Origin of the sequence: Gordonia sp. CNJ-863 (assembly GCF_001942325.1) — a bacterium.
GTDB lineage: Bacteria > Actinomycetota > Actinomycetes > Mycobacteriales > Mycobacteriaceae > Gordonia > Gordonia alkanivorans.
In genome coordinates this window covers 53936-78540 of record NZ_MKKG01000012.1, presented here as the reverse complement: position 1 = coordinate 78540, position 24605 = coordinate 53936, and the positions used below count along the sequence as shown (strand labels likewise).

The window sequence follows — 24605 nt, the reverse complement described above, 5'->3', positions numbered from 1 at the left end:
GCTCAGAGCGGAGTCAGAGCTGCGTCAGATCCTCCGGCCGCCAGACCGCGCGCATCGACGACACCTTGCCGTCGGCGTTGAAGACCATGATGTCGACCGGGGTGATCTCGAAGGCGAGACCCGCGGTCTTGGTGACGAGGGTGAACTCGAAGACCGCGGTGTCGCCGGCGACTTTCTTCCACTTGAGGGTGGCGGTGCGCTCGTCCATGCCGGTGATCACCGAGTAGAACTCGACGAGCTGTTCGCGGGTGTTGCGGATGTCGGCGCCGATCGGGTCCTCGACCGTCGCGTCGGGCGCGTAGAGGTCGGCGATCTGTTCGGCGGTCCCGGTGTTCAGCAGCTCGACGTAGGCGTCGACCGCCGCGTCGATCTTGTCGGCGAGGTCGGCTTGCTCCACGGTCATGAATCCTCCAGAAATTAGAACGTGTTCTAGTTCTGCACCGTAGCACGCGCGTCCGTCGACCGGTGGATGTTTCCGGTGCCTGCACAGGGTTCTTTGATACGTTCGCCGCAAGAGTCTCCTCGGGCGTCTAGTCCGTGAAACGACGAGTCCCAGCAGCACGGAAAGGCCGGTATCCGTGACCCCGATCCTGGCTGCTCCTCTGGACCCCGGCAACGAGCAGGCCCGACGCTGGGCCGAGGACGAGCTGTCGAAGGACGCCTACCAGCCGCCGGAACCGTCGTGGTGGGACGAGTTCAGCGACGGCGTGTGGGAATGGATCGCCGACAACGTCCTCGACCTGTTCGGTGGTTCGGACACGATCCGGGCGATCGTCATCGTGCTCGCGATCCTTCTGGTCGTGGGCCTCGCCGTGCTCGTGACCCGCCGGGTTCGACGCATCCCGCGGGCCCCGACAACGGCCGACACCACCGCGGCCAAAGTGGTGCTGCCCGGTACGCGCTCAGCGAAGGAACTCCGGGCCGTGGCCGAGGACCGATACACCGCAGGCGACTACGACGGCAGCGTGGTCCACGCCGTCCGTGCCCTCGCCCGCCGCGCCATCGAACGGGGTCTGCTCGCCGACGAGCCGTCTCTCACCGCGCACGAGGTGGCCGCCGAACTGGCATTCCGGTTCGCCGACCACGGCGTCGAACTGCGCCGCGCCGCTGATCTGTTCGACGCGATCGCCTATGGCGACCGACATGCGGCCGCCGGGTCGGCGCGTGCGGTGCTCGATCTGGAGCGTGCGGTGTCGTCCGCCCAACCGGCCGCGGCGGACACCTCAGGTCCGCGTCGAATGGCGGTGCCCCGATGACCACGACTACCCGTGCCCCGTCGATCGCGCTGTCCCCGCCGAAGCGCGGCACACCGCGGTGGATCTGGGTGCTCGTGGTGGTTCTGGTCGTCGTCGTGGTCGGCGCGATCGGCCTGCTCGGGGTATCCGCGCTGACCGTGTTCGGGGCGGAGCCCGGGCCGGGTGTGAGTTACGACCCCGACAACCCCCGACCCCAGGGCGCCCTCGCCTTGGCTCAGATCGTCGACGAGCATAGCGGCGACCTCCGACAGGCTCGCGGCCTGGACGAGTTCACCGACGCACCGCGCCCCGGCAGCAACACGACGGTCGTCGTGTCGTCGGTGGGTGCGTTCAACCCGGGTACGGCGCAACAGTTCCTCGACCGGGTCTCCGAGGCGCACCGGGTGATCCTGATCGCGCCGCAGGACTACGCGCTGTCGCTTCTCGGACTGCCCGTTCGGCTCGAGTTCGGCGGCGCCCCGACCGGGGTGCCCGCCCGCTGCACGACCGGCGAGATCGCCCCCGACGACACCATCACGGGCGGCACGCTCGGTTACAGCACCTCCGCACCGGGTACGACGTCGTGCTTCACCACCGGCGCCGCGTCGAATGTGCTGTACCTTCCGGCCGCCGCCGGCCGTCCGGAGATCGTGGTCGTGAGCGGCGACATGCTGCTCAACGAGAACCTCGCGCTCCGCGACAACGCCGGCGTGACGACCAGGCTCTTCGCCAATGCCGACGACATCCTCTGGTACGTACCGTTCGTCACCGACGAGGTGCCGTCCGAGAACGAGGAATCCGACGTCCCGGCGGCGATCGGGCCGCTGATCGTGCTGGCCGCGTTCGCGGTTCTGGCCCTCATGCTGTGGCGGGGTCGCCGGTTCGGCGCGCTGGTCACCGAGCCGCTGCCGGCGGTCGTCAAGGCGATCGAGACCACCCAGGCACGGGGTCGGATGTACCACAAGGCCCGCGCGGATGCCCGGTCCGCCGCCGCTCTGCGCATCCACACGCTGGCCTCACTCGCGTCGTATCTCGGCCTGCCGTACGACGCCGGGAAGGCCACCGACGAACTGGCCATACCCGGATGGGAATCGATGGTGGCGCATGAGGAAACCGCCGACCCCGCGGTGCACGCCATCATCACCACAGTCGTGTCCGTCACCGGCCGGGACCTAGCCCGGGTGCGGGCCCTGCTCGCCGGACCGCTCCCCACCACCGACACCGGCCTCGTCCTCTTCACCAGCGAACTGACCGCCCTCGACAAGGAAGTCCGACAAACGCCATGACCGTCGATCCATCCCGCACCTTCGGCCCCGGTCCGTTCGAGATCGCAGCACCGCCGCAGAATCCGCACGGCGGCCCCGCCCCGTCGTCGAACACTGCGCGCGACGCACTCGGTGCGGTACGTGCCGAGGTCGCCAAAGCGGTTGTCGGACAGGATCAGGCGGTCGCAGGCATCCTCATCGCACTGCTGTGCCGCGGGCACGTCCTGCTCGAAGGCGTACCCGGTGTCGCGAAGACACTCCTCGTCAGATCGGTCGCGGCCGCGCTCGACGTCGAGACCAAACGCGTCCAGTTCACCCCCGACCTGATGCCCGGCGACGTGACCGGTTCACTCGTGTTCGACGCCGCCAGTTCCCAATTCACCTTCCGCGAAGGCCCGGTCTTCACCAATCTCCTGCTGGCCGACGAGATCAACCGCACCCCGCCGAAGACGCAGGCGTCGTTGCTCGAGGCGATGGAGGAACGGCAGGTGACCGTCGACGGCGTCGGCCGTCCGCTGCCCAGCCCCTTCCTGGTGGCGGCGACGCAGAACCCCGTCGAATACGAGGGGACCTACCCGCTGCCGGAGGCCCAGCTCGATCGCTTCCTGCTCAAGGTGACGCTGCCGCTGCCGCCCCGCGAGGACGAGATCACCGTTCTCACCCGGCATGCCGCCGGGTTCGATCCGCGCAATCTCGCCGCGGCGGGGCTCCGACCGGTCGCCTCGGCCGCCGACGTCGAGGCCGGCATCGAGCAGGTCCGTCGCGTCGGCGTCGCCCCGCAGGTGGCCGCGTACATCGTCGACATCGCCCGCGCGACACGGTTCTCACCGTCCCTGGCCCTCGGCGTCAGCCCGCGCGGCGCGACGGCATTGCTCGGGACCAGCCGGGCCTGGGCATGGCTCAACGGACGTGACTTCGTGACCCCGGATGACGTGCAGGCGCTGGCACAGTCGACGCTGGCGCACCGGTTGTCGCTGCGTCCGGAGGCCGAACTCGAAGGCGTGTCCGTGAGCTCGGTCCTCGACGCCGCCGTCAACTCGGTTCCCGTCCCGCGCTGATGTTCCTCACCGGCCGGTTCCTGATCCTGGTGCTGCTCGGCGCAGTGCCGATCCTGGTATGGCCGAACTATGCCGTCCCGGTGCTGTGGGTCCTGTTCTGCGTGCTCCTGATGTGCCTCGACCTCGCGCTCGCCGGGTCGACGAAGACCGTGACCCTGGCACGGTCGGCGCCCGGTCCGGTCCGGCTCGGCGAGACCACCTCGTGTTCGGTCGCGGTCACCAACAACGGAAGCGGCACGTTCCGCGGCGTCCTGCGCGACTGCTGGCAGCCGTCGGCCGGTGCCACCGACGACGAGCATCGGCTCACCGTGCCCCCCGGCGAAACACGCACTGTGACCACCACTCTCACCCCGACGCGCCGTGGCGACCGGCTCGCGGTGCGGGTGACGGTTCGTCGGCTCGGCCCCCTCGGACTCGCCGGACGGCAACGCGGTGTGCCGCTACCCGGTCGGGTCCGGGCGCTCCCGCCGTTCGGTTCACGGCGACTGCTGCCCTCCCGGCTCGCCCACCTGCGTCAGCTCGACGGCCGGTCCGCGGTCCGGATACGCGGACAGGGAACCGAATTCGACTCGCTGAGGGACTACGTCGAAGGAGACGACGTCCGCAGCATCGACTGGCGGGCGACAGCACGACGCCGTTCGACCGTCGTGCGTACCTGGCAGCCGGAGAAGGATCGTCACATCGTCATCGTGCTCGACACGTCGCGCACCTCGGCCGGTCGCGTCGGCGACGTCCCACGCCTCGACGCGGCGATGGACGCTGCTCTACTGCTCGCCGCGCTGGCGTCGCATGCGGGCGACCGCGTCGACCTCATCGCAGGTGACCGACGCGTTCACCGACGAGTGGTCGGGGTGGGCCGGACGACGCTGCTCAACAGCCTGGTCTCTGCGATGGCGAACCTCGAACCGGCTCTGCTGGAGGCCGATTGGCCGATGCTCGGGGCGGAGGTCGCGAAGATCGGCCGTCAGCGCGCCCTGCTGGTGTTGCTGACCCCGCTGGAGCCGGCCGCCGTCGAGGAGTCACTGCTGCCGCCGCTGTCGGTTCTCGCGCAGCACTACAAGGTGGTCATCGGATCCGTTGCGGATCCCGCACTGGAAGAGATGATCTCGGCCCGGGAGGATCCGGCGACCGTCTACGACGCGGCGGCCGCGGCCCGGACCGTCACCCTGCGGAATCGGACGGCCACCGCCGTCGGCCGACTCGGCGTCGACGTGGTGGACGCACCGCCGGACAAGCTCCCCGCGCGGCTCGCCGATCACTATCTGCTGCTCAAGTCGCGCGGGTTGCTCTAGGCGGTCAGCTCTTGGCCTGCACCGCGCGGTAGCCGAGGAAGCCCAGGTAGCCGGCGAGTCCGGCCAGGCCGAGCCGGCGGGTACGGGGAGACACCAGCGCGACGCCGATCGCGGTCTCGCACGCCCCGTTCCGGTAGGTCCAGGTGGTGGTGTCCTCGGGGAACACCGGCGCGGTGATCGGGGCGAACAGCTCCGGCTTGACGAAGTGCGTCAGACCGACCGCGGCGAGACCTCCGCCGATCAGCGAGACCGCGTCCAGGGACTTGTCGTTCTTGGCCATTCGGGTGTTCCTCTCGGGTGGATGCACTCCGTCCATTCCTACACGGTGGGCGCGGTGAGGCCTCGATCCAGCTCGGCGAGGTCGCCGGTTTCACCGGACTCGTGCGCACGACGTCCCGCGACGAAGACATAGGCCATGAACAGCAGCCAGGCGGTCACACCGATCCCGACACGCGCCCAGGTCGGAAGGGGAGAGGGGGTCACGAAGGCCTCGATGACGCCGCAGATCAGCAACACGACGACGAGTCCCAGGGCCACGCCGATCGCGGCCCGCCCCTCCTCACCGAGAGCGGCTGCGCGCGTTCGGTTCCCGGGTGACACCCACGACCAGAAGATCCGCAGGCCGACCCCCGCGGCGACGAACAGGCAGGTGAGCTCGAGCATGCCGTGTGGGAGGAGTAGCCCGAAGAACAGGTCGCCGCGGCCGTGCCGGATCATGATCGAGGCGATGACCACCAGGTTCAGGATGTTGGTGTAGAGCATCCAGATCACCGGCAGGCCGAAGATGCCGACGACGATGCACATCGCGGCGAGCCAGAAGTTGTTGGTCCACACACGCGCCGCGAACGAGGTCGCCTCGTATTCGCTGTAGTAGCTCTCGAAGTCGTTGGTGACGAGACGCTCGATCTCCTGCGGAGAGGCGAAGGAACTCTCGATGCGCGGGTGCTCCAGAACCCACCAGGTCATGACGGCGGCTGCGAGCAGGCAGACACCCATCACGGTCAGCCACCACCACCGCATCCGGTACAGCGCGGCGGGGAAGGAGATGGCGAAGAAGTCGATGAACGTCGACCAGGTACTCACCCGAGTGCCCGACGCCCGACCGCGGGCCCGCGCCAACAACGCCGACAGATACGCGACGAGCGAGGCGTCGGGGGCCGAGGAGCGGATCACCGAAAGGTGGGTGGCCACGCGCTGATAGGTGTCGATGATCTCGTCGGCCTCGGCTCCGGTCAGCCGACGTCGGCGCGACAGCGTGTCGAGTCGTTCCCACGTCGCGCGATGCGCGGACACATAGGCGTCGAGATCCACTCCGCCAGCGTAACCGGCATCCGAGCCGGTGCAGAGCGTGTCATTCGACGGGCGTCGTGGCGTGTGCTCACACCGCGCGGACCGCAGTCGGCGTCGTATGGTGAGGCGGTGCCGCCCGGATCGTTGCCACCACGACCTCCGGTGATGGCGGGTGCGCCGGTCCCGGTCGGGCCGCCGCCGACCGTCTGGGGTGGCGGTGTGTCGGCCACCGTCGGCGTCGGCCGCAACGACCTCGTCTCCGGTGAGGCGGTCGCGCTCGCACTACCGCCGGGCGGTCTTGGCTACCGGATTCTCTCGGGGATGCTCGACGTCGCGCTGGGGATCGCTCTGTGGCTGCTCCTCTGGTGGCTGTCCTACACGGTGACCGGTGACCTGAACGACGCGTGGCGGGGCACCGTCAGCACGTTGCTGCCCATCGTCAGCGTGATCGCCCTACCGACCGTCACCGAGACACTCACCCGCGGCAAGACCGTCGGCCATCTGGTGGTCGGGCTACGCACCGTGCGAGACGACGCCGGGCCCACCGGTTTTCGGCAGTCGCTGACCCGAGCGCTCGTCGGGTTCGTCGAGATGTACGCCTGCCTGGGTCTACCCGCGGTCATCAGCGCGGCCATCTCTCGAAAGAACAAGCGTCTCGGTGATCTCCTCGCCGGGACCTATGTGATCCGCGACCGCCACCGCATCGAGGAGCAGCATCCCATCGAGATGCCCGCCGGACTCGCCACGTGGGCGGTGTCTGCGGATATCGCGGCCATTCCCGACGAGCTCGCCGTCGTCATCCGCCAGTTCCTCAACGGTCGACATGGCATGAAACCCGAGCCCCGCGCGGTCGCCGCGCGCCGACTGGTCTTCGCCGTCGCTCCGTTCGTGGCACCTGCTCCGCCGCGGGATGCACCGTTCGAAGACGTGCTGTGCGCGATCATGGCCGAACGTCGACGTCGGGATACCGAACGCCTGGAACGCGAGGCACGGCTACGGGAACGGTTGTTGCGCTGAGCCGAGCGGGCCGGTTGCCTCAGCCTCTCGTCACCGAGACGGCTAGCGGCCCAACCAGGTACGAGCCGCGACGACCAGCGCCCGTACTCCCGTACCCAGCGTCGGATCGATCACCGGAGCGTAATGCGGAGAGTGGTTCGACGGCACTTTCAGCAGCGCCGGGTCCGTCAGGTCGCCGGTGGTGAACAGAGAAGGATCGGCTCCGCCCAGCAGCCAGTACGAAAGAGGTGCACCACAACTCGTGGCCAGGATGCCTACGTCCTCACTTCCCGCACCTGCCCCCGGGTCGAGGATGTTGGACGCACCCAACCAGTCCGTGAAGGCATCCAGGGTCGTGCGCAGCGCGTCCGGGTCGTTGGTGACCACGGGAAAGCGTTCGATCTCGATGATCGTCGGCTCGTCCGGCGCGCCCGACGCCGCCGCCTCGCCACGCACGATGCGCTCGACGCTGTCGAGGATCTTGCCGCGCACGGTCTCGTTGTAGCTGCGGATGTTCAGCTGGATCTCGGCCTCACCCGGAATCACATTCGCGGCGTCACCCGCGTGGATCGATCCGACGGTGAGCACCGCGGTTGCGGTACTCGGGATCTCCCGCGAGATGATGGTCTGCAGCCTCAGCACCGTGGCCGCGGCCAGCACGATGGGATCCACCGAGGCCTCGGGCATCGAGCCGTGTGCACCCCGGCCCACCAGCTTCACCCGCAGTGAATCCGACCCGGCGTACGAAGCTCCCGGGTGTCCGGCGATCTTGCCGGCCGGCAGCGGTGAGACATGCTGACCGAGCACGACGTCGGGCTTGGGAAAACGGTCCCACAAGCCGTCGTCGACCATCGCCTGCGCGCCGGCACCCAGCTCCTCGGCGGGCTGGAACACCAGGACAACCGTGCCCGACCATTCCGACGTAGCGGAGGCGAGGATGTCCGCCGCGCCCAGCAGGCATGTCGTGTGCAGATCGTGGCCGCAGGCGTGTGCGACCGGAACCGTCTTACCCGTGTCGTCGGTGGCCGTGACGGTGCTGGCGTAGTCGAGCCCGGTGTCCTCGCGGACGGGTAGGGCATCCATGTCTGCGCGCATCGCGATCGTCGGACCGTCACCATTACGCAGGACACCGACCACACCGGTCCTGCCGACACCGGTGGTCACGTCGAACCCCGACGCTCGGAGCCGATCGCCCACCAGACCGGCGGTGCGGTGCTCCTGAAAGCCGAGCTCCGGGTGTCGGTGAAGGTCTTTGTAGAGGTCCTCCAACGAGGGATCGATGCGAATGCCTGCAGGTGCGGTCATGTCAGGACCTTCCGACGGGAGTCGTCCGGACCGAATGCCGGCCCGACCTCCATCGTCACACGCAGTTGTTCTCGTCCGTGCCGCTTTGGGAACCCGAGCGTCGTAGGACTGCCCAAGACCTCACTTCAGGTCGGTGCTGGACTTTCCCAGAACGCGGCGGGCGATGATCAGCTGCTGGATCTGCTGAGTGCCCTCGAAGATGTCGAGGATCTTCGAGTCACGTGCCCACTTCTCGAGGAGAGAGGTCTCCGAGAAGCCCGCTGTCGCACCGATTTCCACGGCCTTGTTGGTGATCTCGGTGACCGTGCGCCCCGCCTTGGCCTTCGACATCGAGGCCTCGGTGGAGTTCGGCTGGGCGTTGTCGGCCATCCACGCGGCCCGCAGCGTGTGCAGCCACGAGGCTCCCACTCCGATTCGAGGCGGATGAACTCGGCGACGGTCGCATGCTGGGCGGCTGCCGGCCGGTCGTAGTCGATCTCGTGGCCGGCCTCGTCGAGCATCCGGCGGAGCTCCTCGAGGGCGGCGCGGCCCAGGCCGATCGCCATGGCCGCGACGACGGGACGGGTGTTGTCGAAGGTCTGCATGACCCCGCCGAAGGCCTTCTTGGTGTCGATCTCCGGCGAACCGAGCAGATTCTCGGCGGGGACGCGGGCGTTCTCGAAACGGATCACGGCCGTGTCGGAGGCCTTGATGCCGAGCTTGTGCTCGAGGCGGGCGACCGTCACGCCCTCGGTGGTCATCGGGACGACGAAACTCTTGATGGCCGCGCGGCCCACACTCTTGTCGATGGTCGCCCACACGACGACGTGATCAGCACGCGAACCGGCGGTCACGAAGATCTTCTCGCCGTTGATGAGGTAGTCGTCGCCGTCGCGGGTTGCCGTCGTCGACACCGCCGCGGAGTCCGACCCGAAACTGGGCTCGGTGATGGCCATCGCCGCCCAGACGTCGGAGAACTTCTCGAGCTGTTCGGGGTTGGCGACGGCCGCGATGGCGGCGTTGCCGAGTCCCTGGCCCGGGATCGAGAGCAGCAGGCCCACGTCGCCCCAGCTCATCTCGAGTGCGGAGATCAGGCCGCGCATGTTGGCGCCGTTGACCGACGGTCCGTCGTCGCTGCTCGACGAGTCGGCCGCCTTCTCCGACCCGCGTCCCTGCTTGGCGAGCTTCGCCAGGTCGTCGAGTTCCGTGGGGTATTCGTGCTCGGCCTTGTCGTACTTGCGTGAGATCGGCCGGAAGATGTGCTCGGCAGCCAGATGGGTGCGCTCGACCGTCGAATCGAACTTCTTCGGGAGCTCCAGGTTGATCGCCATGGCATGACCTTACTGCTCGGTAAGTTAGTTGCCAAGTCTTTCCCCGTCACACCCGCCGAATAGCCTGGAGACGTGGCTTACGACGAGGAACTCGCCTTCCGCATCCGCGCGCTGCTCGCGGCGGAGGTCGGCGTGGACGAGGTCCCGATGTTCGGCGGCCTGGCCTTCCTGATCAACGGCAACATGGCCGTCACCGTGAGTGGCAAGGGCGGGATCATGGTCCGCGTGCCGCCCGAGGAGACCAGCACCCTGCTCGAATATCCGCACACCGCGCCGATGCACATGTCGGCGCGCGAGACACTCGGCTGGCTGCGCGTCTTCGAGGATGGGATCGCGTCCGATCGGCAGCTGACGCGCTGGGTCACCATCGGCGCCGACTACGCCAGGAGGCTCCCGCCGAAGTGAGACGGGAGCTCGGCGGCGACGGGCGTCAGCCGGGCATTGACGAACCCCCACGTTCCGGGCACCCGGTGCGAGATACTCGTGATTGCGATTCGAACGTGATGGCGTCGGGAACCGAACATCGATCTGAGCCGCGCAGCCCGCGGGCCTGCCGGTGGAGGAGTCCCGATGTCTGCCGATTTCTCCGACCAGACCGACTTCGACAATGCCACCCGCGGTCTGATCGGGGTACTCGACCCGGCCGTCGTTCACGGCGGCGACGGCCGAGTGGTCTACGACGCCGCGGGTTTCGCGGAGGCGACCGTCGGCGACTGCCCCGACACCGTCAACCCCAGTCTGTGGCGGCAGGCCCAGTTGACGTCAGTGCACGGGTTGTTCGAGGTGACCGCCGGTATTCATCAGATCCGTGGGTACGACCTGTCGAACATGACGATGGTCGAAGGGGACACCGGTGTGGTGGTGATCGACCCCCTGGTCTCGTCGGAATGTGCAGCTGCCGGCCTCGCCCTCTACCGCGAGCATCGTGGTGACCGTCCGGTGAGCGCGGTCATCTACACCCACTCTCACGTCGATCACTTCGGCGGCGTTCTCGGTGTCGTCGACGCCGACACGACGGTGCCGATCGTCGCGCCCGAACACTTTCTCCAGCATGCCGTCTCCGAGAACGTCTACGCCGGCACCGCGATGCTACGGCGCAGCATGTACCACACGGGGATCGTCCTGCCCGTCGGTGCAACCGGAACCCTCGGTGCTGGCCTCGGGCCCAGTACATCCACCGGCACAGTGGGTTTGATCGCGCCGACGCTCGACATCACTCACACCGGACAAGAGGAGACCTTCGACGGTGTCCGGATGGTCTTCCAGGTCACGCCGGGATCGGAAGCCCCGTCGGAGATGAACTTCTGGTTCCCCGATCACCGGGCACTGTGTCTGGCAGAGAACGCAACTCACAATCTCCACAACCTCCTGACACTCCGTGGGGCACAGGTCCGCGACGCCCGTGTCTGGTCCCGGTATCTCAGCGAGGCGATCGAGATGTTCGCCTACGACTCCGATGTCGCGTTCGCTTCGCACCATTGGCCGACCTGGGGGACCGACGAGCTGCTCGTCTATCTGACCCAGCAGCGCGATCTGTATGCATACCTTCACGATCAGACGCTACGGCGACTCAATCAGGGCCACCTCGGCAGCGAGATCTCCGAAGACTTCCCGATGCCGCCGGCTCTCGATGCCGCCTGGCACGCCCGTGGGTACTACGGCTCGGTCAGCCACAACGTCAAGGCCATCTATCAGCGCTACCTCGGCTGGTACGACGGCAATCCGGCGCACCTGTGGCAGCATCCACCGGAAGCCGCCGCCGCACGTTACGTGCAAGCGCTCGGCGGCGTCGAGGCGACGGTCGCCAAGGCGAAACAGTTCGCCGACGACGGGGATCTGCGATTCGCCGCAGAACTCGCCGGTCATGCGGTCTTCGCCGAGCCGGACCATGCCGGCGCGAAAGAGTTGCTCGCGCAGGTCTTCACGACGCTGGGTTACGGCGCCGAGTGCGCCACCTGGCGCAACAACTTCCTCGTCGGAGCCGACGAACTCGGTGGGCAGGTCCATGCCGCCCCGATCAACGCATCCGGGGTTTCCTCAGCGCTCACCGTCACACAACTCTTCGACAGTCTCGCCATCCGCCTCGACGGTCCACGGGCCTGGGACCTGTCGTCCTCGATCCGTTGGCATTTCACCGATCTCGACGAGACCTACCGGATGGAACTGTCGAACGGAGTCCTGATCCACCATCCGACGCGGCGGCAGGATCCCGCCGACCTCGTCGTGACACTCACCAAACGCGATCTGCTCGGACTTCTCACCGGCGCGTCGGCCGACGGTGTCGGTCTCGAGGGCGACACGTCGGTGATCGGGACCATCATCGGACTGATCGACAACCCCGACCCAGGGTTCGCGATCGTGACGCCGTGAGCGTAACCGTTGGATCGAGAGGCGTCAGGGGACGATGTTGACCATGCGGCCCGGGACCACGATCACCTTGCGCGGCTCGGCACCGTCGAGGAGAGCGGCGATCTTCTCGTCGGCGAGGGCGGTGGTACGCAGGGTTTCCTCACCGGCGTCGGCGGCGACCGTGATGCGACTGCGAACCTTGCCCTTGACCTGAACCGGGATCTCGATGGTGTCCTCGACCAGCCAGGCCTCGTCGGCCACCGGGAACGGCGCACGGACGACGAGGGTGTCGTGGCCCAGGCGGTGCCACAGTTCCTCGGCGATGTGCGGTGCCAGCGGCGCGAGCATGATCACCAGAGCTTCGACGGCATCCCGTGGGGCACCGGTCTTCTCGAAGTTCTTGGTGAGGTGGTTGGTCAGCACGGTCAGCTTGGCGACGGCGGTGTTGTTGCGCAGCGCGTCGTAGTCCTCGCGGACACCGGCGATCGTCTTGTGCAGCAACCGCTTGGTGTCGTCGTCGGACTCGGCGTCGGCGACCCGCGACGCGCCGGACTCCTCGTCGACGACGAGACGCCAGATGCGCTGCAGGAAGCGCTGCGAGCCGACGACGTCCTTGGTCGCCCAGGGGCGGGACTGGTCGAGCGGGCCCATGAACATCTCGTAGACGCGCAGGGTGTCGGCACCGTAGTCGCGGCAGATGTCGTCGGGGGTCACCGAGTTCTTCAGTGACTTGCCCATCTTGCCGTACTCCTGGTTGACCTCTTCACCGTTGTAGAAGAACGTGCCGTTCTCCTCGGTGACCTCCTCGGCCGGCACGTAGATGCCGCGCGAGTCGGTGTAGGCGTACGCCTGGATCATGCCCTGGTTGAACAACTTTCGGTACGGCTCGCGGCTGGTGACGTAACCGAGGTCGAACAGGACCTTGTGCCAGAACCGCGAGTACAACAGGTGGAGCACCGCGTGCTCGACACCACCGATGTAGAGATCGAGGCCACCCGGGTCGTTCGGACCGTGCAGCTCCGGACGCGGCCCCATCCAGTAGGCCTCGTTGTCCTTGTCGCACAGGGTGTCCTGATTGGTGGGGTCGATGTAGCGCAGCTGGTACCACGAGCTGCCCGCCCACTGCGGCATGACGTTGGCGTCGCGGGTGTACGTCTTCGGACCGTCACCGAGATCGAGTTCGACGGTCATCCAGTCGGCGGCTTTGGCCAGCGGCGGCGACGGCTCGCTGTCGGCGTCGTCGGGGTCGAAGGAGACCGGCGCGTAGTCCTCGACCTCCGGGAGTTCCACCGGCAGCATCGATTCCGGCAGGGCGTGCGGCTGACCGTCGGCGTCGTAGACGATGGGGAACGGCTCGCCCCAGTACCGCTGACGGGCGAACAGCCAGTCCCGCAGCTTGTACTGGATCTTGCCGGTACCGACGCCGTCGGCCTCGAGACGCTCGACGATGGCGGCCTTGGCGTCCTCGACGTTCAGACCGTTCAGGAAGTCGGAGTTCACCAGCGGACCGTCGCCGACGTAGGCCTCGGCCTGCACATCGGTGTCGGAGCCGATGACCTCGATGATCGGCAGGCCGAAGACGGTCGCGAACTCGTGGTCGCGGGAGTCGTGCGCCGGGACCGCCATGATGGCGCCGGTGCCGTAGCCCATGAGGACGTAGTCGGCGATGAAGACCGGAACCTGGTGTCCGTTCACCGGATTGATCGCGAAGGAGCCGGTGAAGACACCGGTCTTCTCCTTGTTCTCCTGGCGCTCGAGATCGGACTTCGCCGCGATCGACGCACGGTAGGCGGCGATCGCCGACGCCGGATCATCCGCGCCGCTCCCAGCGCCGCCGGTCCAGCGGTCGTCGGTGCCCTCCGGCCACGCGTCGGCGGTCAGCGCATCGACCAGCGGGTGCTCGGGTGACAGCACCATGTAGGTGGCGCCGAACAGGGTGTCGGGGCGGGTGGTGAAGACCTCGATGTCGCCGACCCCGGGCGCACTGAACCGGACCTGGGCGCCGCGCGAACGGCCGATCCAGTTGCGCTGCATGGTCTTGACCTTCTCCGGCCAGTCCAGCAGGTCCAGGTCGTCGAGGAGACGGTCGGAGTAGGCGGTGATCCGCATCATCCACTGCCGCAGATGCTTCCGGAAAACCGGGAAGTTGCCGCGGTCGCTGCGGCCGTCGGCGGTGACCTCCTCGTTGGCCAGCACGGTGCCCAGACCGGGGCACCAGTTGACCAGCGAGTCACTCAGGTACACGAGACGGTGGTCGTCGATCACCGCGGTGCGCTCGGCCGGGGAGAGGTCCGCCCAGGACTTGCCTGCGTGCTCGCCGGTGAGTTCGCGGGTGCCGGCGACGAACTCGTCGACCAGCTCGGAGATGCGTCGGGCCTTGCCCTGATCGGCGTCGAACCAGGCGTTGTAGATCTGCAGGAAGATCCACTGCGTCCAGCGGTAGAAGTCGACGTCTGTGGTCGCGACACGACGACGCTCGTCGTGGCCGAGGCCGAGGCGTCGGATCTGACCCAGGTAGCGCTCGATGTTCTGCTCGGTCGTGGTCCGCGGGTGTGTGCCCGTCTGGACGGCGTACTGCTCGGCGGGCAGACCGAAGGAGTCGAAGCCCATCGTGTGCAGAACGTTCTTGCCCGTCATCCGCTGGTAGCGCGCGAAGACGTCGCTGGCGATGAAGCCCAGCGGGTGGCCGACGTGCAGACCCGCGCCCGAGGGGTAGGGGAACATGTCCTGGACGAACAGCTTGTCGGGGGCGTCGGCGCCGCCGCCGCCGAACGCGCTCAGGTCACCGGCCAGCGGTCCGACGGGGTTGGGTGCCTCGTAGGCATGCTCGTCGGACCAGGTCTGCTGCCAGCGCTGCTCGAGCTCGCCCGCAACCTCCGCGGTGTAGCGATGAGCGGTGGTGCCGGCGGAGCCGTTGGTGCTGGTGGTGTCGACTGAAGTCACCCGACCAGGGTAAATCCTGGGCCCGACCAGCCTGAAATCCGGTCAGCCCGCCACCCGCGACCGGGCGCGTGCCTCTATGAGGTGCAGCTCACCGACCATCCTCGATTCGGTTGCGCGGTGGACGCGGTCGTATGCTGTGGGTCGTGAATGCCCTGTCCGTCGCCGTTGCCGTGCTGCTCTTCGCGTTGGCCGGGCTCTGGGCCACGGTCGGGGTCCGCGGGCTCCGCGGCTCACTCCCGCGCAATCGCCGCTTCGGCGTTCGTACCGACGAGACCATGCGCTCCGACGAAGCCTTCCGCGTCGCCAATCGCGTGGCCGCACCGGGCACCCTCGGCGCCGGCGTGATCCTCGTCCTCGGCGCCGTCGCCACCCTCGCCGTCGACGGCGGCTGGTCGATCCTGTTCGGTGTGGTCGCCCTGGTCGCCGCGCTGGTCATCATCGGCTTGGTCAGCGCCATCGGGGTCCGCGCCGCCGCCACCGTGCCGGCCGAGGACGCGGGTTGCTCCTGCTGCTCGGGTCACGACGACGGCCACAGCCATGCCGAGCCGGCCGGGGAGCAGGGCACCTCCGAGCCCGCCGCCGACTGCGGCACCAGCAGCTGCGGTGCATGCTCGCTGCGCGGCGTCTGCTCGAGCGACACCGCGCAGGCCTGACCAGGCCTGCCGCCGGCAGCTCGGACGTATGCGCACGCTCAAGAACCTTCTCGACCGCTCGCCGATCGACGGATTCATCCTCGCGATCGTCGCCGCGGTCGTCGTCGCCGCTTTCCTCCCCGTCCGCGGGGCCGCCGGGGAAGTCCTCGACTGGGTCGTGATCATCGCGATCGGCGCCCTGTTCTTCCTCTACGGCACGCGGCTGCACCCCCGAGAGGCCCTCGAGGGTCTGAAGCACTGGCGCCTGCACGTGACGATCCTCGCGTTCACGTTCGTGGCGTTCCCGATCATCGGTCTGGCCCTGAAGCCGGTCGTCGAGCCGCTGATCGGCTCCGACCTCTACGCCGGACTGCTGTTCCTGTGCCTGGTGCCCTCGACCGTGCAGTCGTCGATCGCGTTCACCTCCATCGCGAAGGGCAACATCGCCGGCGCGATCGTCAGCGCCTCCGCGTCGAACATCCTGGGCGTGTTCCTCACCCCGCTGCTGGTGGTCGCACTGATGCACAACACCGGCGACGCGAGCATCGACGCGACGTCGATCCTGAAGATCGTCGCGCAGATCCTGGTGCCGTTCGTGGTCGGTCAGCTGGCTCGGCCGTGGGTCGGGCCGTTCTTCGCCCGACACGCCAAGATCACCAAACTCGCCGACCGCAGCACCATCGTCCTCGTGGTCTACGTCGCCTTCAGCGAGGGCGTCGTCAACGGCATCTGGTCGTCGGTCGACGCCGCACAGGTGATCGCCGTCGCGGTGATCTCGCTACTACTGGTGCTGATCATGCTCGTCATCACCGGCTGGGTGCCGAAGAAGCTCGGCTTCGACCGCGCCGACACCATCGCCATCCAGTTCTGCGGCACCAAGAAGAGCCTCGCCACCGGACTGCCGATGGCCACCGTCCTCTTCGCCGGCTCGACCGTCGGCCTCATCGTCCTACCGCTGATGATCTTCCATCAGATCCAGCTCATCATCTGCTCATGGCTGGCGACGCGGTACGGACGTGAGGCGGAAGCGATCGAGGCCGGCTAGCTGACGCAGGCACGCTACTTTGACGAAACTTTGGGGCAAATGACACTTTGTCACTAGCCCCAAAGTAGGATCAAAGTCATGTCCGGTATCGATACTGCTCTGTCTAAAGTTCGCTCAGGTACCTCTGCTGACTCGGTTGAGTCTTCGACCCTGGACTTCAAGACCGAGAAGCAGGGTGGGTTCAAAGAGACCGCGGTGGATCTTGCGGAAGCATGCGTGTGCTTCGCGAACTCGACCGGCGGAATAGTTGTACTCGGGATCAAGGACAAGCCGGGAGGGGCCGATGCATTCGTCGGAACGTCAATCAACGCCGACAAACTGCGATCCGCGATCTATGACCGCACCGAACCCCACCTGACAGTGAGTATCGAAGAAGTTCACTACGAGGGTTCGCGGCTACTGCAGATCACAGTGCCAGAGGGCCTCGAAGTGTACTCAACGTCCCAAGGCGAGTACTGCCAGCGCTGGATGTCTGAGTGCCGTCCTATGGATCCGGGCGCGGTCGCGCGATTGAGTGACGAACGGCGCGGAAACGACTGGTCTGCAGAATCATCGGGCACTCCGATCGACGCAGTCGACACAACCGCAATAGAGAAAGTCCGTGAGCTCCTGCGTCTGACCGACGACGACGCCAGGGTTCACTTGTCACGCTCTAGCCCAGCGGAAATCGTGCGTCGACTCGGGTTAGCAGCGGACGACGGATGCCTCACAAGGGCAGGCGAGATCCTCCTTGTCGAGAAGTCGTCAAGTGGCCCACAAGAGCTACTCGTTTATCAACACCGCCGCACCCCCAGCGGCGAAGCCGACTTCAGTCGCCGATGGGGCACGCCGCTGGTGACAACCTTCGCCGAGGTCCTTGAGGTGATCTCAGCCCGTCTCTCTGTCACACCCATAACCGTTCGCTCGGGCCAGCAACTCGCAATCGAGGACTTCTCGTCGATCGCCATCCGCGAAGCGCTCGCCAACGCCCTGATCCACCGCGACCTACGCGAAAACCAGCCAGTCCAAGTACGCCACTCGCCGGCAACGCTGAACATCAATTCCCCTGGCCCGCTAGTAGCTGGCGTCACTCCAGACAACATCCTCACGCGTGGAACGAAACCGAGATACCCATCGCTCGCCAAGGCCTTCAACACCCTCGGTTGGGGGGAATACCTCGGCCAAGGAGTAAATCGGATGTTTCGCGAAATGGCGCGAAGCGGACGGCCTCTGCCCGAAATCCAGAGTTACCCCGACCGCGTAGAGGTGCTGTTCAGGGGTGCCCCACCAAATATCCATGTCGCTCGACTGGTTGCAGAGCTGCCCGAGGACTTGAAGAACGACACCGACACTCTGTTGATACTGATGCGATTGTGCGCCAAGAAGAGTGTGACCGCGCAGCAAATAGCGCCGATCATCCAACGTTCGGTCGAAGATGCGGAGTCTGCTCTTCGCCACGCAAGCCAATCCGAGGTCGAGCTTGTCGAGCCCACAGCAGGGACGCGAAATCGCAAGTATCCCAATTACAGATTCCGTGGCGATGTACTCGCTCGCCTTGGCCCTGCGGTCGCCTATCACTCTCGTACAAGCGGCGAAGTCGACCGGAAGATCATCGACCATGTCCGGGAATACAACTCAATAAACAACGCGACAGTTCAGCGTCTATTCGACATCGACGTTTACGGTGCGCGCGACATTCTCAAGAATCTTGTCGGGCGTGAAGTCCTAACCCGGGTATCCACTCAGACCCGTGGCAAGGCCGTGAAGTACGGACCGGGACCGAGATTCCCCCGCGAAGAAGACAAGACGGAAGCAAACCTCCAAGGGTGAATCGCTCACACTGTTCTCGGACGGCTCGGAGTAGCTGCTTCGATCACGACGGTGGGAGTGAATCAACATCGTCGGGCCCGTTCTGCGAGTACGCCAAAGCGTCAGCCGATAGGCGTCGAGACCGGCAGATTCACGAAGCTCGGACGACTCGGGTCGAGCTGGATGTGCTGCGGCTTCAGCCCGGACTCGTTGAGCAACGGCCGCAACGGAAGACCGCGTGGGAAGTTCATAGCGAACACATCGACGCGCAGGCGGTGACCAGGCTTCACGATCGCCTCGGTGGGCAGCAGGCCGATGTCGATGCTGACCGGCCGTCCCGGCGCCACCCGCTGCCGGGTGGACAGCGTGAGGTTGTAGAACGGGTCGATCACATCGCCGTTGGGTGCGAATTGTGATGCCGCACGGTCGTACCCGCGGAGCGACGCGACCACCTGACCGGAGCTGATGACCTTCGACGTGCCGTCGGGTGCGACGTCGTTGAGGGTGGCCGTCCAGTAGCCGTCCGTGGCGTCGAGCACGGTGTTCAGCCGGACGTTCGAGTAGCCGGACACGCTGCGGGTCGTCGTCAGCGGGGGAGTGGTGAACGTCAGCGCGGCGCGTTCGGAGATCCGGGCGTCGTCGGAGCAGCCCGGGAAGATCGCCAGCGCACCGGCCATCTGCTGCGCGGCGTCGCGCGAACACACGGGTGCGAGGCCGGGGGCGATTGTCATGCGCGCCCGCGACTGCGGCGCCGTCGGGGTCAGGCTGCCGTCGCGGACCGCGTACGGGGCGGTACCGCTACGACGGTCGCTCAGATAGAGGCGCTGGCGTTCCATCCCGGCGCGCGGGAATTGCCGCGCGGTGATCCAGGAGTCGCCGACCTGCTTGAGGTTGACCGGACCGTAGGAGTCGATGCCGTTGTCGATTCCCTTGAGCCACTTGTCGAACCAGGCCTTCTGCAGCACGTCCAGGCGCGGCGGCGTGCCGGCGCGTCCCTGCTGGCCGCCACCGATGGTGAGGTGGTAACCGTCGCCCATGATCAGCTGCTTCTTGCCGGGGGGCAGCGGGATCTTGTTGTACATACGGACTTCGGAGTTGGTGAACAGGTCGAACCAACCGCCGTAGATGAACGTCGGCGTGGTGATGTTCTCGGCGCGATCGAGCCAGGCCGTGCGCGGCTCGGAGTCGGTCTCCAGCAACTCCTTCAGCTCCGGCGGCACCGACGCGATGTCGGGGGTGAAGAGGCCGGCGAGGAGCTGCGGGTAGAAGGTGAGGGGATCGGCGATCCGGTCGGCCAGCCACTTCCAGTCGAAGGTGCCGTTCAGCATCGACGCCACGTTCGGGATCATCTTGGTGGTGTTGACCAGCGTCAGCCAGAGCGGCAGGAAGCCGACGCCGAGTGCGCCGCCGGGCGCGACGATGTCGCGGATGAGGTCGCCGCCCGGTTCGACCGGGAAGATCGCCTTGAGCGCCTTCGGGTTCTTGTTGGCGGCCTGGATCTGGTTGATCGCCGAGTAGGAGACCCCCGACATACCGACCTTGCCGTTGGACCACCGCTGCTTCGACGCCCAGTCGATGACCTCGACGGTGTCGCGCTGCTCGCGGTCCTGGAAGACATCCCACTTGCCCTGGGAGAAGCCGGTTCCGCGTACGTCGACGACGACCTGCGTGTAACCGCTGCGGACGAGGTCGAAGTCGACGAGGAAGGTCTTGGCGCCGCCGTCACGGATGGTGTGCGCGATGTCGTTGATGCCGTCGATCGGGGTGCCCGACAGATTGATCGACCGGGCGAGCTGCAGGAGGAACGGTTCGAGCACCGGATGCTGGGTGACCGCGGAACCGATCGAGCTGACCAGCTTGGTGTACGGGGTCATGTTGACGATGACCGGCGTCTTCGTCGACGTCGGACGTTCACGGGCGTCGGCGGGCCGGTACACGTTCGCACGCAGGACGGTGCCGTCGCTCATCCGGATCGGCACGTCCCAGCTGACGTTCACGCCGGCATGAGGTTGCGGACCGTCGTGGCTCGCGGCCCAACGTGCTGCCGCCGACCCTCCCGTCGGACCACTCGGTGCGGCACCCGAGACCGCGGTCGGCGCGACCAACACCGCGACGAGTGCGATCACCCCCGCCAGCAGACGAACACTCTTCGACGACCTGCCCATACACACCCCCGCGTGTGATGCGCCGCGCCGACGGCTGAGCGTCGTCGCGGCGATACCTGATCAAGATCACAACTTAGCATTAGGAGTGATGCGGGTCACCGGTGGTCAGTTGAGGCTGAGGTCGATCGGGTGCGTCGCGAGAAGCGGCATCGGCCACGGTTGCCGGCGCAGGATGTCGAACCAGACGTCGGCGCCGGGCGGGGCGAGCAGGTCGCGGGGGAGTGCCGAGGCGAGCATCCAGCTGAACTGGTCGAGCTCGTCGTCGAGCTGACCGATTCCCCATCCGCTGTAGCCGGCGAAGATGCGCACACCTTCGAGCACCTCGGACAGCGGTTCCGGGTCGGCGTCGAGGTCGACGAGGACTACGCGGCCGTCGACGGGACGAAGAGCGGGATGGTCGTCGACGTCGTAGCCGTGCTTCATCACGCCGAGGCACAGTGCCGCGTCCTGCTTGACCGGGCCGCCGACGTAGAGCGCGCGAGGCGACGCCGCGATGTCCGTCCACTGCGGCAGCAGGTTGTGCACCGCTGTCTGGCTCATGCGGTTGAGGACGACGCCGAGACTGCCTGCCTCGTTGTGCTCGATGACATAGATGACCGTGCGCGCGAATGTCGGTTCGATGAGATCGGTCGACGCGATCAGCGCGGTGCCGGGACGGACGCGATGGGTGGGATCGGCGTCCCAGGGGACACCGGGCATGCGACCACTGTCACCGCTGCCCGCCGAAGGATCCCCGGAGCGGAATTCCGGTGTGGGATCGTCTGCGTCGTCACCGCCGGCCACTCAGCCATCATCGCACGTCCGTCGAGTCCCGGGGTCGGCGCAGCCGACGGACCCCACCGGCGTCGGTGAGTACGCTTGAACGGGTGAACAGCACCGAGGTGAGCCAAAGCCGCGGGTGGTCGGTGTTCATCCATTCGCTCCGTCACTCACCGGGTCTGGGACGGTTGCTGTTCGTCCGTCTCTCGAGTCAGGTCACGGACGGGATCTTCCAGGCAGCGCTCGTCGGGAGCATCCTCTTCAACCCCGAACGTCACGCGGATCCGCTGGCCGTCGCGGGCGGTCTCGCAGTGCTGTTGTTGCCCTATTCGCTCATCGGTCCGTTCGCCGGAGCGCTGCTCGATCACTGGGATCGACGCAATGTGCTGCTGTACGCGAACCTGTTGCGCGGCGCGATCATCGGACTCGTCGCGATCGCGGTCGCATCCGGCGCACCGGACCTGGTGGTGCTGATCTCCGCACTCGCCGCAACGGGTGCGAGCCGGTTCGTCGCCGCGGGTCTGTCCGCCGGACTCCCGCACGTGGCCAGACGCGAGGTGATCGTGGCGACCAACGCGTTGTTCACGACGCTCGGCGGCGCGATGCTCAGCGTCGGACTCGGGATCACGCTGGGTCTGCGCGCCATCTTCGGCGACGACAACTCGGGCAGTGCGCTCACCATGCTCGCCGGCATCGTGTTGGCTGTCGTATCCGGCGGTCTGGCGCATGGATTCCGACCGCTGCAACTGGGTCCCGACGAACCCGACGATCCGGGCAGGTCGGCGTTCCATGCGGTCTCGGTCGGCCTGTGGCACGGCGCCCGGGCGGTCGCGACCCACAAGACGGTGGCGGCCGCACTGTCGGCCATCGGCGCCCACCGACTCGTGTTCGGCATGAACACGTTGATGATCCTCGTGCTGACCCGGCAGATGGGACCGGGCGACGGGCTCGACCGCGTCAGCCTCGTCATCGGTTTCACCGGAGCAGGTGCCCTCCTCGCCGCGGTGATCACCCCGATCGCGGTGGCACGCGTCGGGCGGTACGCCGCGCTGATGTGTGCACTGGGCGTCGGAGCCGTCGCCGAGGTGACCGTCCTGGGATTCCACTTCGCGGTCATCTGCGGATCGGCGTTCGTGCTGGGTCTGATCGGCCAGGTCGCCAAACTGTGCGGTGACGTCGCGATGCAGGTCGACGTCGGTGACGCGGTACGCGGTCAGGTGTTCTCCGTGCAGGATGCCGTGTTCAACATCGCCTACGTCGGCGCGGTCACCATCGCGGCACTGGCGATCCCCGTCGACGGCCACGCCACCGTGCTCGTCGTCCTGGGTGTGGTGCTCTACCTGCTCGGCATGGTGGCGGTGCGCGCCCTCTACAACCGTGCGGAAGAAGCCGGTGAACCCGCGGCCGGTCCACGGGCGGTCAGCGACCCCGCCGCGTGAACCGCGGGTCCCGCTTGTCGTAGGCCGCGTCGGCGACCCCGTCTCCGTTCAGGTCCACCAGCACCGTGTCCGTCACACCGTCCCCGTCGGCATCGACATACAGGCGCTCGGCCGTCAGCCGACCTCCCTTCTCGGCCCCCACCAGTTCGAGGTCGGTGGATCCGTCCGCGTCCAGGTCGAGGCGCAAGTCTCTCGGCCCGTCGGGTTCCCCTGACCCGTCGGCCTCGGGGGAGCGCGCCTCCGGCGAGCCGGATTCGCCAACCACCCCGACGCGGTCGACGGCACGGTCCCACAACCCCGCGCCGGAGTCGCGGTAGAAGGCGTCCGGCTCCCCGTCCTCATCGGTGTCGAGAGCTGCCACATCGGCTTTGCCGTCGCCGTCGGTGTCCCACATCGCGTCGTCCCGACGGCCGTCACCGTCGAAGTCGAGGCGGACCGCGTCGGGCCCGGAATCGCCGAGAGCGGTGTCGGCAGGAGTGGACCAGCGGGTCGTCGAACCATCGCCGGGCCCGAAGAAATACTCGATCACCGGGTCCATGCGTTCTTGGACGCATGCACCACCCCGGCCGGTTCCATCGATCCCACGCCACATCACCCCCGGCGTGTGACCGAGCCCGTTCGTACCCGGTAGGTTGAGGCCCTATGTACGTCAGCGACCTCGGCGAGCAATGGCATGCAGCGCGGCTGAAACCCGCCCTCGCGCATCTCGACTCCGCATCCGCCGGGCGATCGTCGTACGGCGTGATCGGCGCGATGACCGCTCACCTGTGGCGTGAGACCGAACGTGGCTCCTACGTCGCCGCCGACGACCGCGCCGAGGAAATCGCCCGCGACACACGCAATCTGGCCGCCCTGATCGGGCACACGCCCGACGAGATCATCTTCCGCGAGAGCGCCCGTGCAGCCCTGCGCGCCCTGCTCACCAACTGGAGTCTCCCCGTCACCTCGACGGTGTGGGTGGCGAAGAACGAGTTCGGTCCCAACCTCGAGGAGTTCGAGCGTCGCGGCTATGCCGTCCGCACGATGCCCGACGCCGACGTCTACGGCCACGTCGACACCGATGCGCTCGAGAACATGCTGCAGTTCGAGCAACCCGACTTCATCCACATCTGCCACATCGGGTCGATGTCCGGCGCGGTGCAGCCGGTCGCGCGGATCGTCGAGCTGGCCCACCGCGTCGGCGTGCCGGTGGTGGTCGACATGGCCCAATCCGTCGGGCACGTCCCCACCGTCACCGGCGCCGATGTCGTCTACGGCACCAGCCGCAAGTGGCTGGCCGGCCCGCGCGGTGTCGGTTTCGTCGCGGTGCGCCGAGACTCCCTGCGACCGGTCGAGATCGACGGATCCGACGCATTCATCGCCGGCCGCCTCGGACTCGGCATCGCGGTTCGCGAACTGCTCGACGTCGGACAGCAGCGGGTCTTCCGCGAGCTGGCGATGATCGGCAGGGTCACCCGCGAGCGACTGCACGGCATCGCGAGCTGGGAGGTCGTCGAACCGCTCGACGAGCCGTCGGCGATCGTGACCCTCGCGCCGCCGCCCGGGTGGCAGTTCGAGGACGTCGCCACCGCACGGGAGAAGCTGCTCTCGCTCGGCATCCTGGTCACCGCGGCGGGCACCTGGCGCGCACCCCTGGCGGCCGAGACGCCGGTCCTACGCCTCAGCCCGCATCTCGACGCGCAGCGCGAAGACCTCGACCGTCTCGCAGATGCGTTGCGCACCATGGGGTATTGA

At 67.2% G+C, this 24605-nt stretch carries 20 protein-coding genes and 1 pseudogene; 12 read left to right on the top strand and 9 right to left on the bottom strand.

The window, feature by feature from the left end; all coding sequences use genetic code 11:
- Positions 1-13 precede the first annotated feature (13 nt).
- Entirely contained in the window at positions 14-403 is a 390-nt protein-coding gene (locus tag BJF87_RS08510) for a nuclear transport factor 2 family protein (RefSeq protein ID WP_035753928.1), read from the bottom strand.
- A gap of 175 nt (positions 404-578) precedes the next feature.
- On the opposite strand from BJF87_RS08510, the gene BJF87_RS08505 reads away from it, so the two are divergent.
- Genes BJF87_RS08505 through BJF87_RS08490 form a run of 4 tightly spaced genes read left to right on the top strand, consistent with a single transcriptional unit; the run spans position 579 to position 4850 of the window.
- A complete protein-coding gene (locus BJF87_RS08505) occupies positions 579-1256 on the top strand; it encodes a DUF4129 domain-containing protein (protein ID WP_035753926.1) in 678 nt (225 codons plus the stop codon).
- On the top strand, positions 1253-2521 hold the full coding sequence (locus BJF87_RS08500; RefSeq protein ID WP_262338912.1) for a DUF4350 domain-containing protein: 1269 nt from the start codon (positions 1253-1255) through the stop codon (positions 2519-2521). The genes BJF87_RS08505 and BJF87_RS08500 overlap by 4 nt, the downstream gene beginning before the upstream one ends.
- Complete coding sequence (locus BJF87_RS08495; protein WP_035753924.1) at positions 2518-3558, top strand: MoxR family ATPase; 1041 nt, start codon at positions 2518-2520, stop codon at positions 3556-3558. Before BJF87_RS08500 ends, BJF87_RS08495 begins: the two co-directional genes overlap by 4 nt.
- Positions 3558-4850 carry a DUF58 domain-containing protein gene (locus BJF87_RS08490; protein WP_075862916.1) on the top strand — a complete coding sequence of 431 codons (1293 nt, stop codon included), beginning with the start codon at positions 3558-3560 and terminating at the stop codon, positions 4848-4850. The genes BJF87_RS08495 and BJF87_RS08490 overlap by 1 nt, the downstream gene beginning before the upstream one ends.
- A 4-nt stretch (positions 4851-4854) precedes the next feature.
- Here BJF87_RS08490 and BJF87_RS08485 read toward each other — a convergent pair whose 3' ends face one another.
- Complete coding sequence (locus tag BJF87_RS08485) at positions 4855-5130, bottom strand: hypothetical protein (protein WP_006361128.1); 276 nt, start codon at positions 5128-5130, stop codon at positions 4855-4857.
- Between the two features lie 38 nt (positions 5131-5168).
- Positions 5169-6161: a stage II sporulation protein M gene (locus tag BJF87_RS08480; protein WP_006361129.1), complete on the bottom strand. Its 993-nt coding sequence runs from the start codon at positions 6159-6161 to the stop codon at positions 5169-5171.
- A 144-nt stretch (positions 6162-6305) separates the two neighbouring features.
- Here BJF87_RS08480 and BJF87_RS08475 point away from each other — a divergent pair, with 144 nt between their 5' ends.
- Positions 6306-7157 (top strand): RDD family protein, encoded by an 852-nt coding sequence (locus tag BJF87_RS08475; protein WP_075862915.1) that lies wholly within the window; start codon positions 6306-6308, stop codon positions 7155-7157.
- Positions 7158-7199: 42 nt separating this feature from the next.
- Here the strand turns inward: BJF87_RS08475 and BJF87_RS08470 are convergent, their stop codons facing one another.
- Together BJF87_RS08470 and BJF87_RS08465 are read right to left on the bottom strand one after the other, a co-directional pair.
- Positions 7200-8441: an amidohydrolase gene (locus BJF87_RS08470; RefSeq protein WP_075862914.1), complete on the bottom strand. Its 1242-nt coding sequence runs from the start codon at positions 8439-8441 to the stop codon at positions 7200-7202.
- Between the two features lie 120 nt (positions 8442-8561).
- Positions 8562-9751: pseudogene (locus BJF87_RS08465) on the bottom strand (acyl-CoA dehydrogenase family protein).
- 72 nt (positions 9752-9823) lie between these two features.
- Between BJF87_RS08465 and BJF87_RS08460 the strand changes: the two are divergent.
- Positions 9824-10156 carry a TfoX/Sxy family protein gene (locus tag BJF87_RS08460; RefSeq protein WP_006361133.1) on the top strand — a complete coding sequence of 111 codons (333 nt, stop codon included), beginning with the start codon at positions 9824-9826 and terminating at the stop codon, positions 10154-10156.
- A 165-nt stretch (positions 10157-10321) separates the two neighbouring features.
- A complete protein-coding gene (locus BJF87_RS08455; RefSeq protein WP_075862913.1) occupies positions 10322-12121 on the top strand; it encodes an alkyl/aryl-sulfatase in 1800 nt (599 codons plus the stop codon).
- A 24-nt stretch (positions 12122-12145) separates the two neighbouring features.
- Here the strand turns inward: BJF87_RS08455 and leuS are convergent, their stop codons facing one another.
- Positions 12146-15043 (bottom strand): leucine--tRNA ligase, encoded by a 2898-nt coding sequence (gene leuS, locus BJF87_RS08450; RefSeq protein ID WP_075862912.1) that lies wholly within the window; start codon positions 15041-15043, stop codon positions 12146-12148.
- Positions 15044-15174: 131 nt separating this feature from the next.
- On the opposite strand from leuS, the gene BJF87_RS08445 reads away from it, so the two are divergent.
- From BJF87_RS08445 to BJF87_RS08435, 3 genes are all read left to right on the top strand, one after another.
- Entirely contained in the window at positions 15175-15696 is a 522-nt protein-coding gene (locus BJF87_RS08445) for an SdpI family protein (protein WP_006361136.1), read from the top strand.
- A gap of 28 nt (positions 15697-15724) precedes the next feature.
- Positions 15725-16720 (top strand): bile acid:sodium symporter family protein, encoded by a 996-nt coding sequence (locus BJF87_RS08440; RefSeq protein WP_006361137.1) that lies wholly within the window; start codon positions 15725-15727, stop codon positions 16718-16720.
- Positions 16721-16798: 78 nt separating this feature from the next.
- A complete protein-coding gene (locus BJF87_RS08435; RefSeq protein WP_075862911.1) occupies positions 16799-18529 on the top strand; it encodes an RNA-binding domain-containing protein in 1731 nt (576 codons plus the stop codon).
- A gap of 101 nt (positions 18530-18630) precedes the next feature.
- Here the strand turns inward: BJF87_RS08435 and BJF87_RS08430 are convergent, their stop codons facing one another.
- Both BJF87_RS08430 and BJF87_RS08425 read right to left on the bottom strand, forming a co-directional pair.
- Entirely contained in the window at positions 18631-20673 is a 2043-nt protein-coding gene (locus BJF87_RS08430) for a CocE/NonD family hydrolase (protein ID WP_075862910.1), read from the bottom strand.
- Between the two features lie 105 nt (positions 20674-20778).
- Positions 20779-21372, bottom strand: a complete 594-nt coding sequence (locus BJF87_RS08425) for a YqgE/AlgH family protein (RefSeq protein WP_084813156.1) — start codon at positions 21370-21372, stop codon at positions 20779-20781.
- A gap of 167 nt (positions 21373-21539) precedes the next feature.
- On the opposite strand from BJF87_RS08425, the gene BJF87_RS08420 reads away from it, so the two are divergent.
- Positions 21540-22871: an MFS transporter gene (locus BJF87_RS08420; RefSeq protein ID WP_006361141.1), complete on the top strand. Its 1332-nt coding sequence runs from the start codon at positions 21540-21542 to the stop codon at positions 22869-22871.
- Here the strand turns inward: BJF87_RS08420 and BJF87_RS08415 are convergent.
- Positions 22852-23409 carry a hypothetical protein gene (locus tag BJF87_RS08415; protein WP_075862908.1) on the bottom strand — a complete coding sequence of 186 codons (558 nt, stop codon included), beginning with the start codon at positions 23407-23409 and terminating at the stop codon, positions 22852-22854. The genes BJF87_RS08420 and BJF87_RS08415 overlap by 20 nt on opposite strands.
- Positions 23410-23513: 104 nt before the next feature.
- Between BJF87_RS08415 and BJF87_RS08410 the strand changes: the two genes are divergently transcribed.
- Complete coding sequence (locus tag BJF87_RS08410; protein WP_006361143.1) at positions 23514-24605, top strand: aminotransferase class V-fold PLP-dependent enzyme; 1092 nt, start codon at positions 23514-23516, stop codon at positions 24603-24605.

What these genes read in the sequence shown, in the direction of transcription:
- BJF87_RS08510 (WP_035753928.1), bottom strand. Translation starts at nt 403, where the DNA reads ATGACCGTGGAGCAAGCCGACCTCGCCGACAAGATCGACGCGGCGGTC.
- BJF87_RS08500 (WP_262338912.1), top strand. Translation starts at nt 1,253, where the DNA reads ATGACCACGACTACCCGTGCCCCGTCGATCGCGCTGTCCCCGCCGAAG.
- BJF87_RS08495 (WP_035753924.1), top strand. Translation starts at nt 2,518, where the DNA reads ATGACCGTCGATCCATCCCGCACCTTCGGCCCCGGTCCGTTCGAGATC.
- BJF87_RS08490 (WP_075862916.1), top strand. Translation starts at nt 3,558, where the DNA reads ATGTTCCTCACCGGCCGGTTCCTGATCCTGGTGCTGCTCGGCGCAGTG.
- BJF87_RS08485 (WP_006361128.1), bottom strand. Translation starts at nt 5,130, where the DNA reads ATGGCCAAGAACGACAAGTCCCTGGACGCGGTCTCGCTGATCGGCGGA.
- BJF87_RS08475 (WP_075862915.1), top strand. Translation starts at nt 6,306, where the DNA reads ATGGCGGGTGCGCCGGTCCCGGTCGGGCCGCCGCCGACCGTCTGGGGT.
- BJF87_RS08470 (WP_075862914.1), bottom strand. Translation starts at nt 8,441, where the DNA reads ATGACCGCACCTGCAGGCATTCGCATCGATCCCTCGTTGGAGGACCTC.
- BJF87_RS08455 (WP_075862913.1), top strand. Translation starts at nt 10,322, where the DNA reads ATGTCTGCCGATTTCTCCGACCAGACCGACTTCGACAATGCCACCCGC.
- BJF87_RS08445 (WP_006361136.1), top strand. Translation starts at nt 15,175, where the DNA reads ATGCTGTGGGTCGTGAATGCCCTGTCCGTCGCCGTTGCCGTGCTGCTC.
- BJF87_RS08440 (WP_006361137.1), top strand. Translation starts at nt 15,725, where the DNA reads ATGCGCACGCTCAAGAACCTTCTCGACCGCTCGCCGATCGACGGATTC.
- BJF87_RS08435 (WP_075862911.1), top strand. Translation starts at nt 16,799, where the DNA reads ATGTCCGGTATCGATACTGCTCTGTCTAAAGTTCGCTCAGGTACCTCT.
- BJF87_RS08430 (WP_075862910.1), bottom strand. Translation starts at nt 20,673, where the DNA reads ATGGGCAGGTCGTCGAAGAGTGTTCGTCTGCTGGCGGGGGTGATCGCA.
- BJF87_RS08425 (WP_084813156.1), bottom strand. Translation starts at nt 21,372, where the DNA reads ATGCCCGGTGTCCCCTGGGACGCCGATCCCACCCATCGCGTCCGTCCC.
- BJF87_RS08415 (WP_075862908.1), bottom strand. Translation starts at nt 23,409, where the DNA reads ATGGACCCGGTGATCGAGTATTTCTTCGGGCCCGGCGATGGTTCGACG.
- BJF87_RS08410 (WP_006361143.1), top strand. Translation starts at nt 23,514, where the DNA reads ATGTACGTCAGCGACCTCGGCGAGCAATGGCATGCAGCGCGGCTGAAA.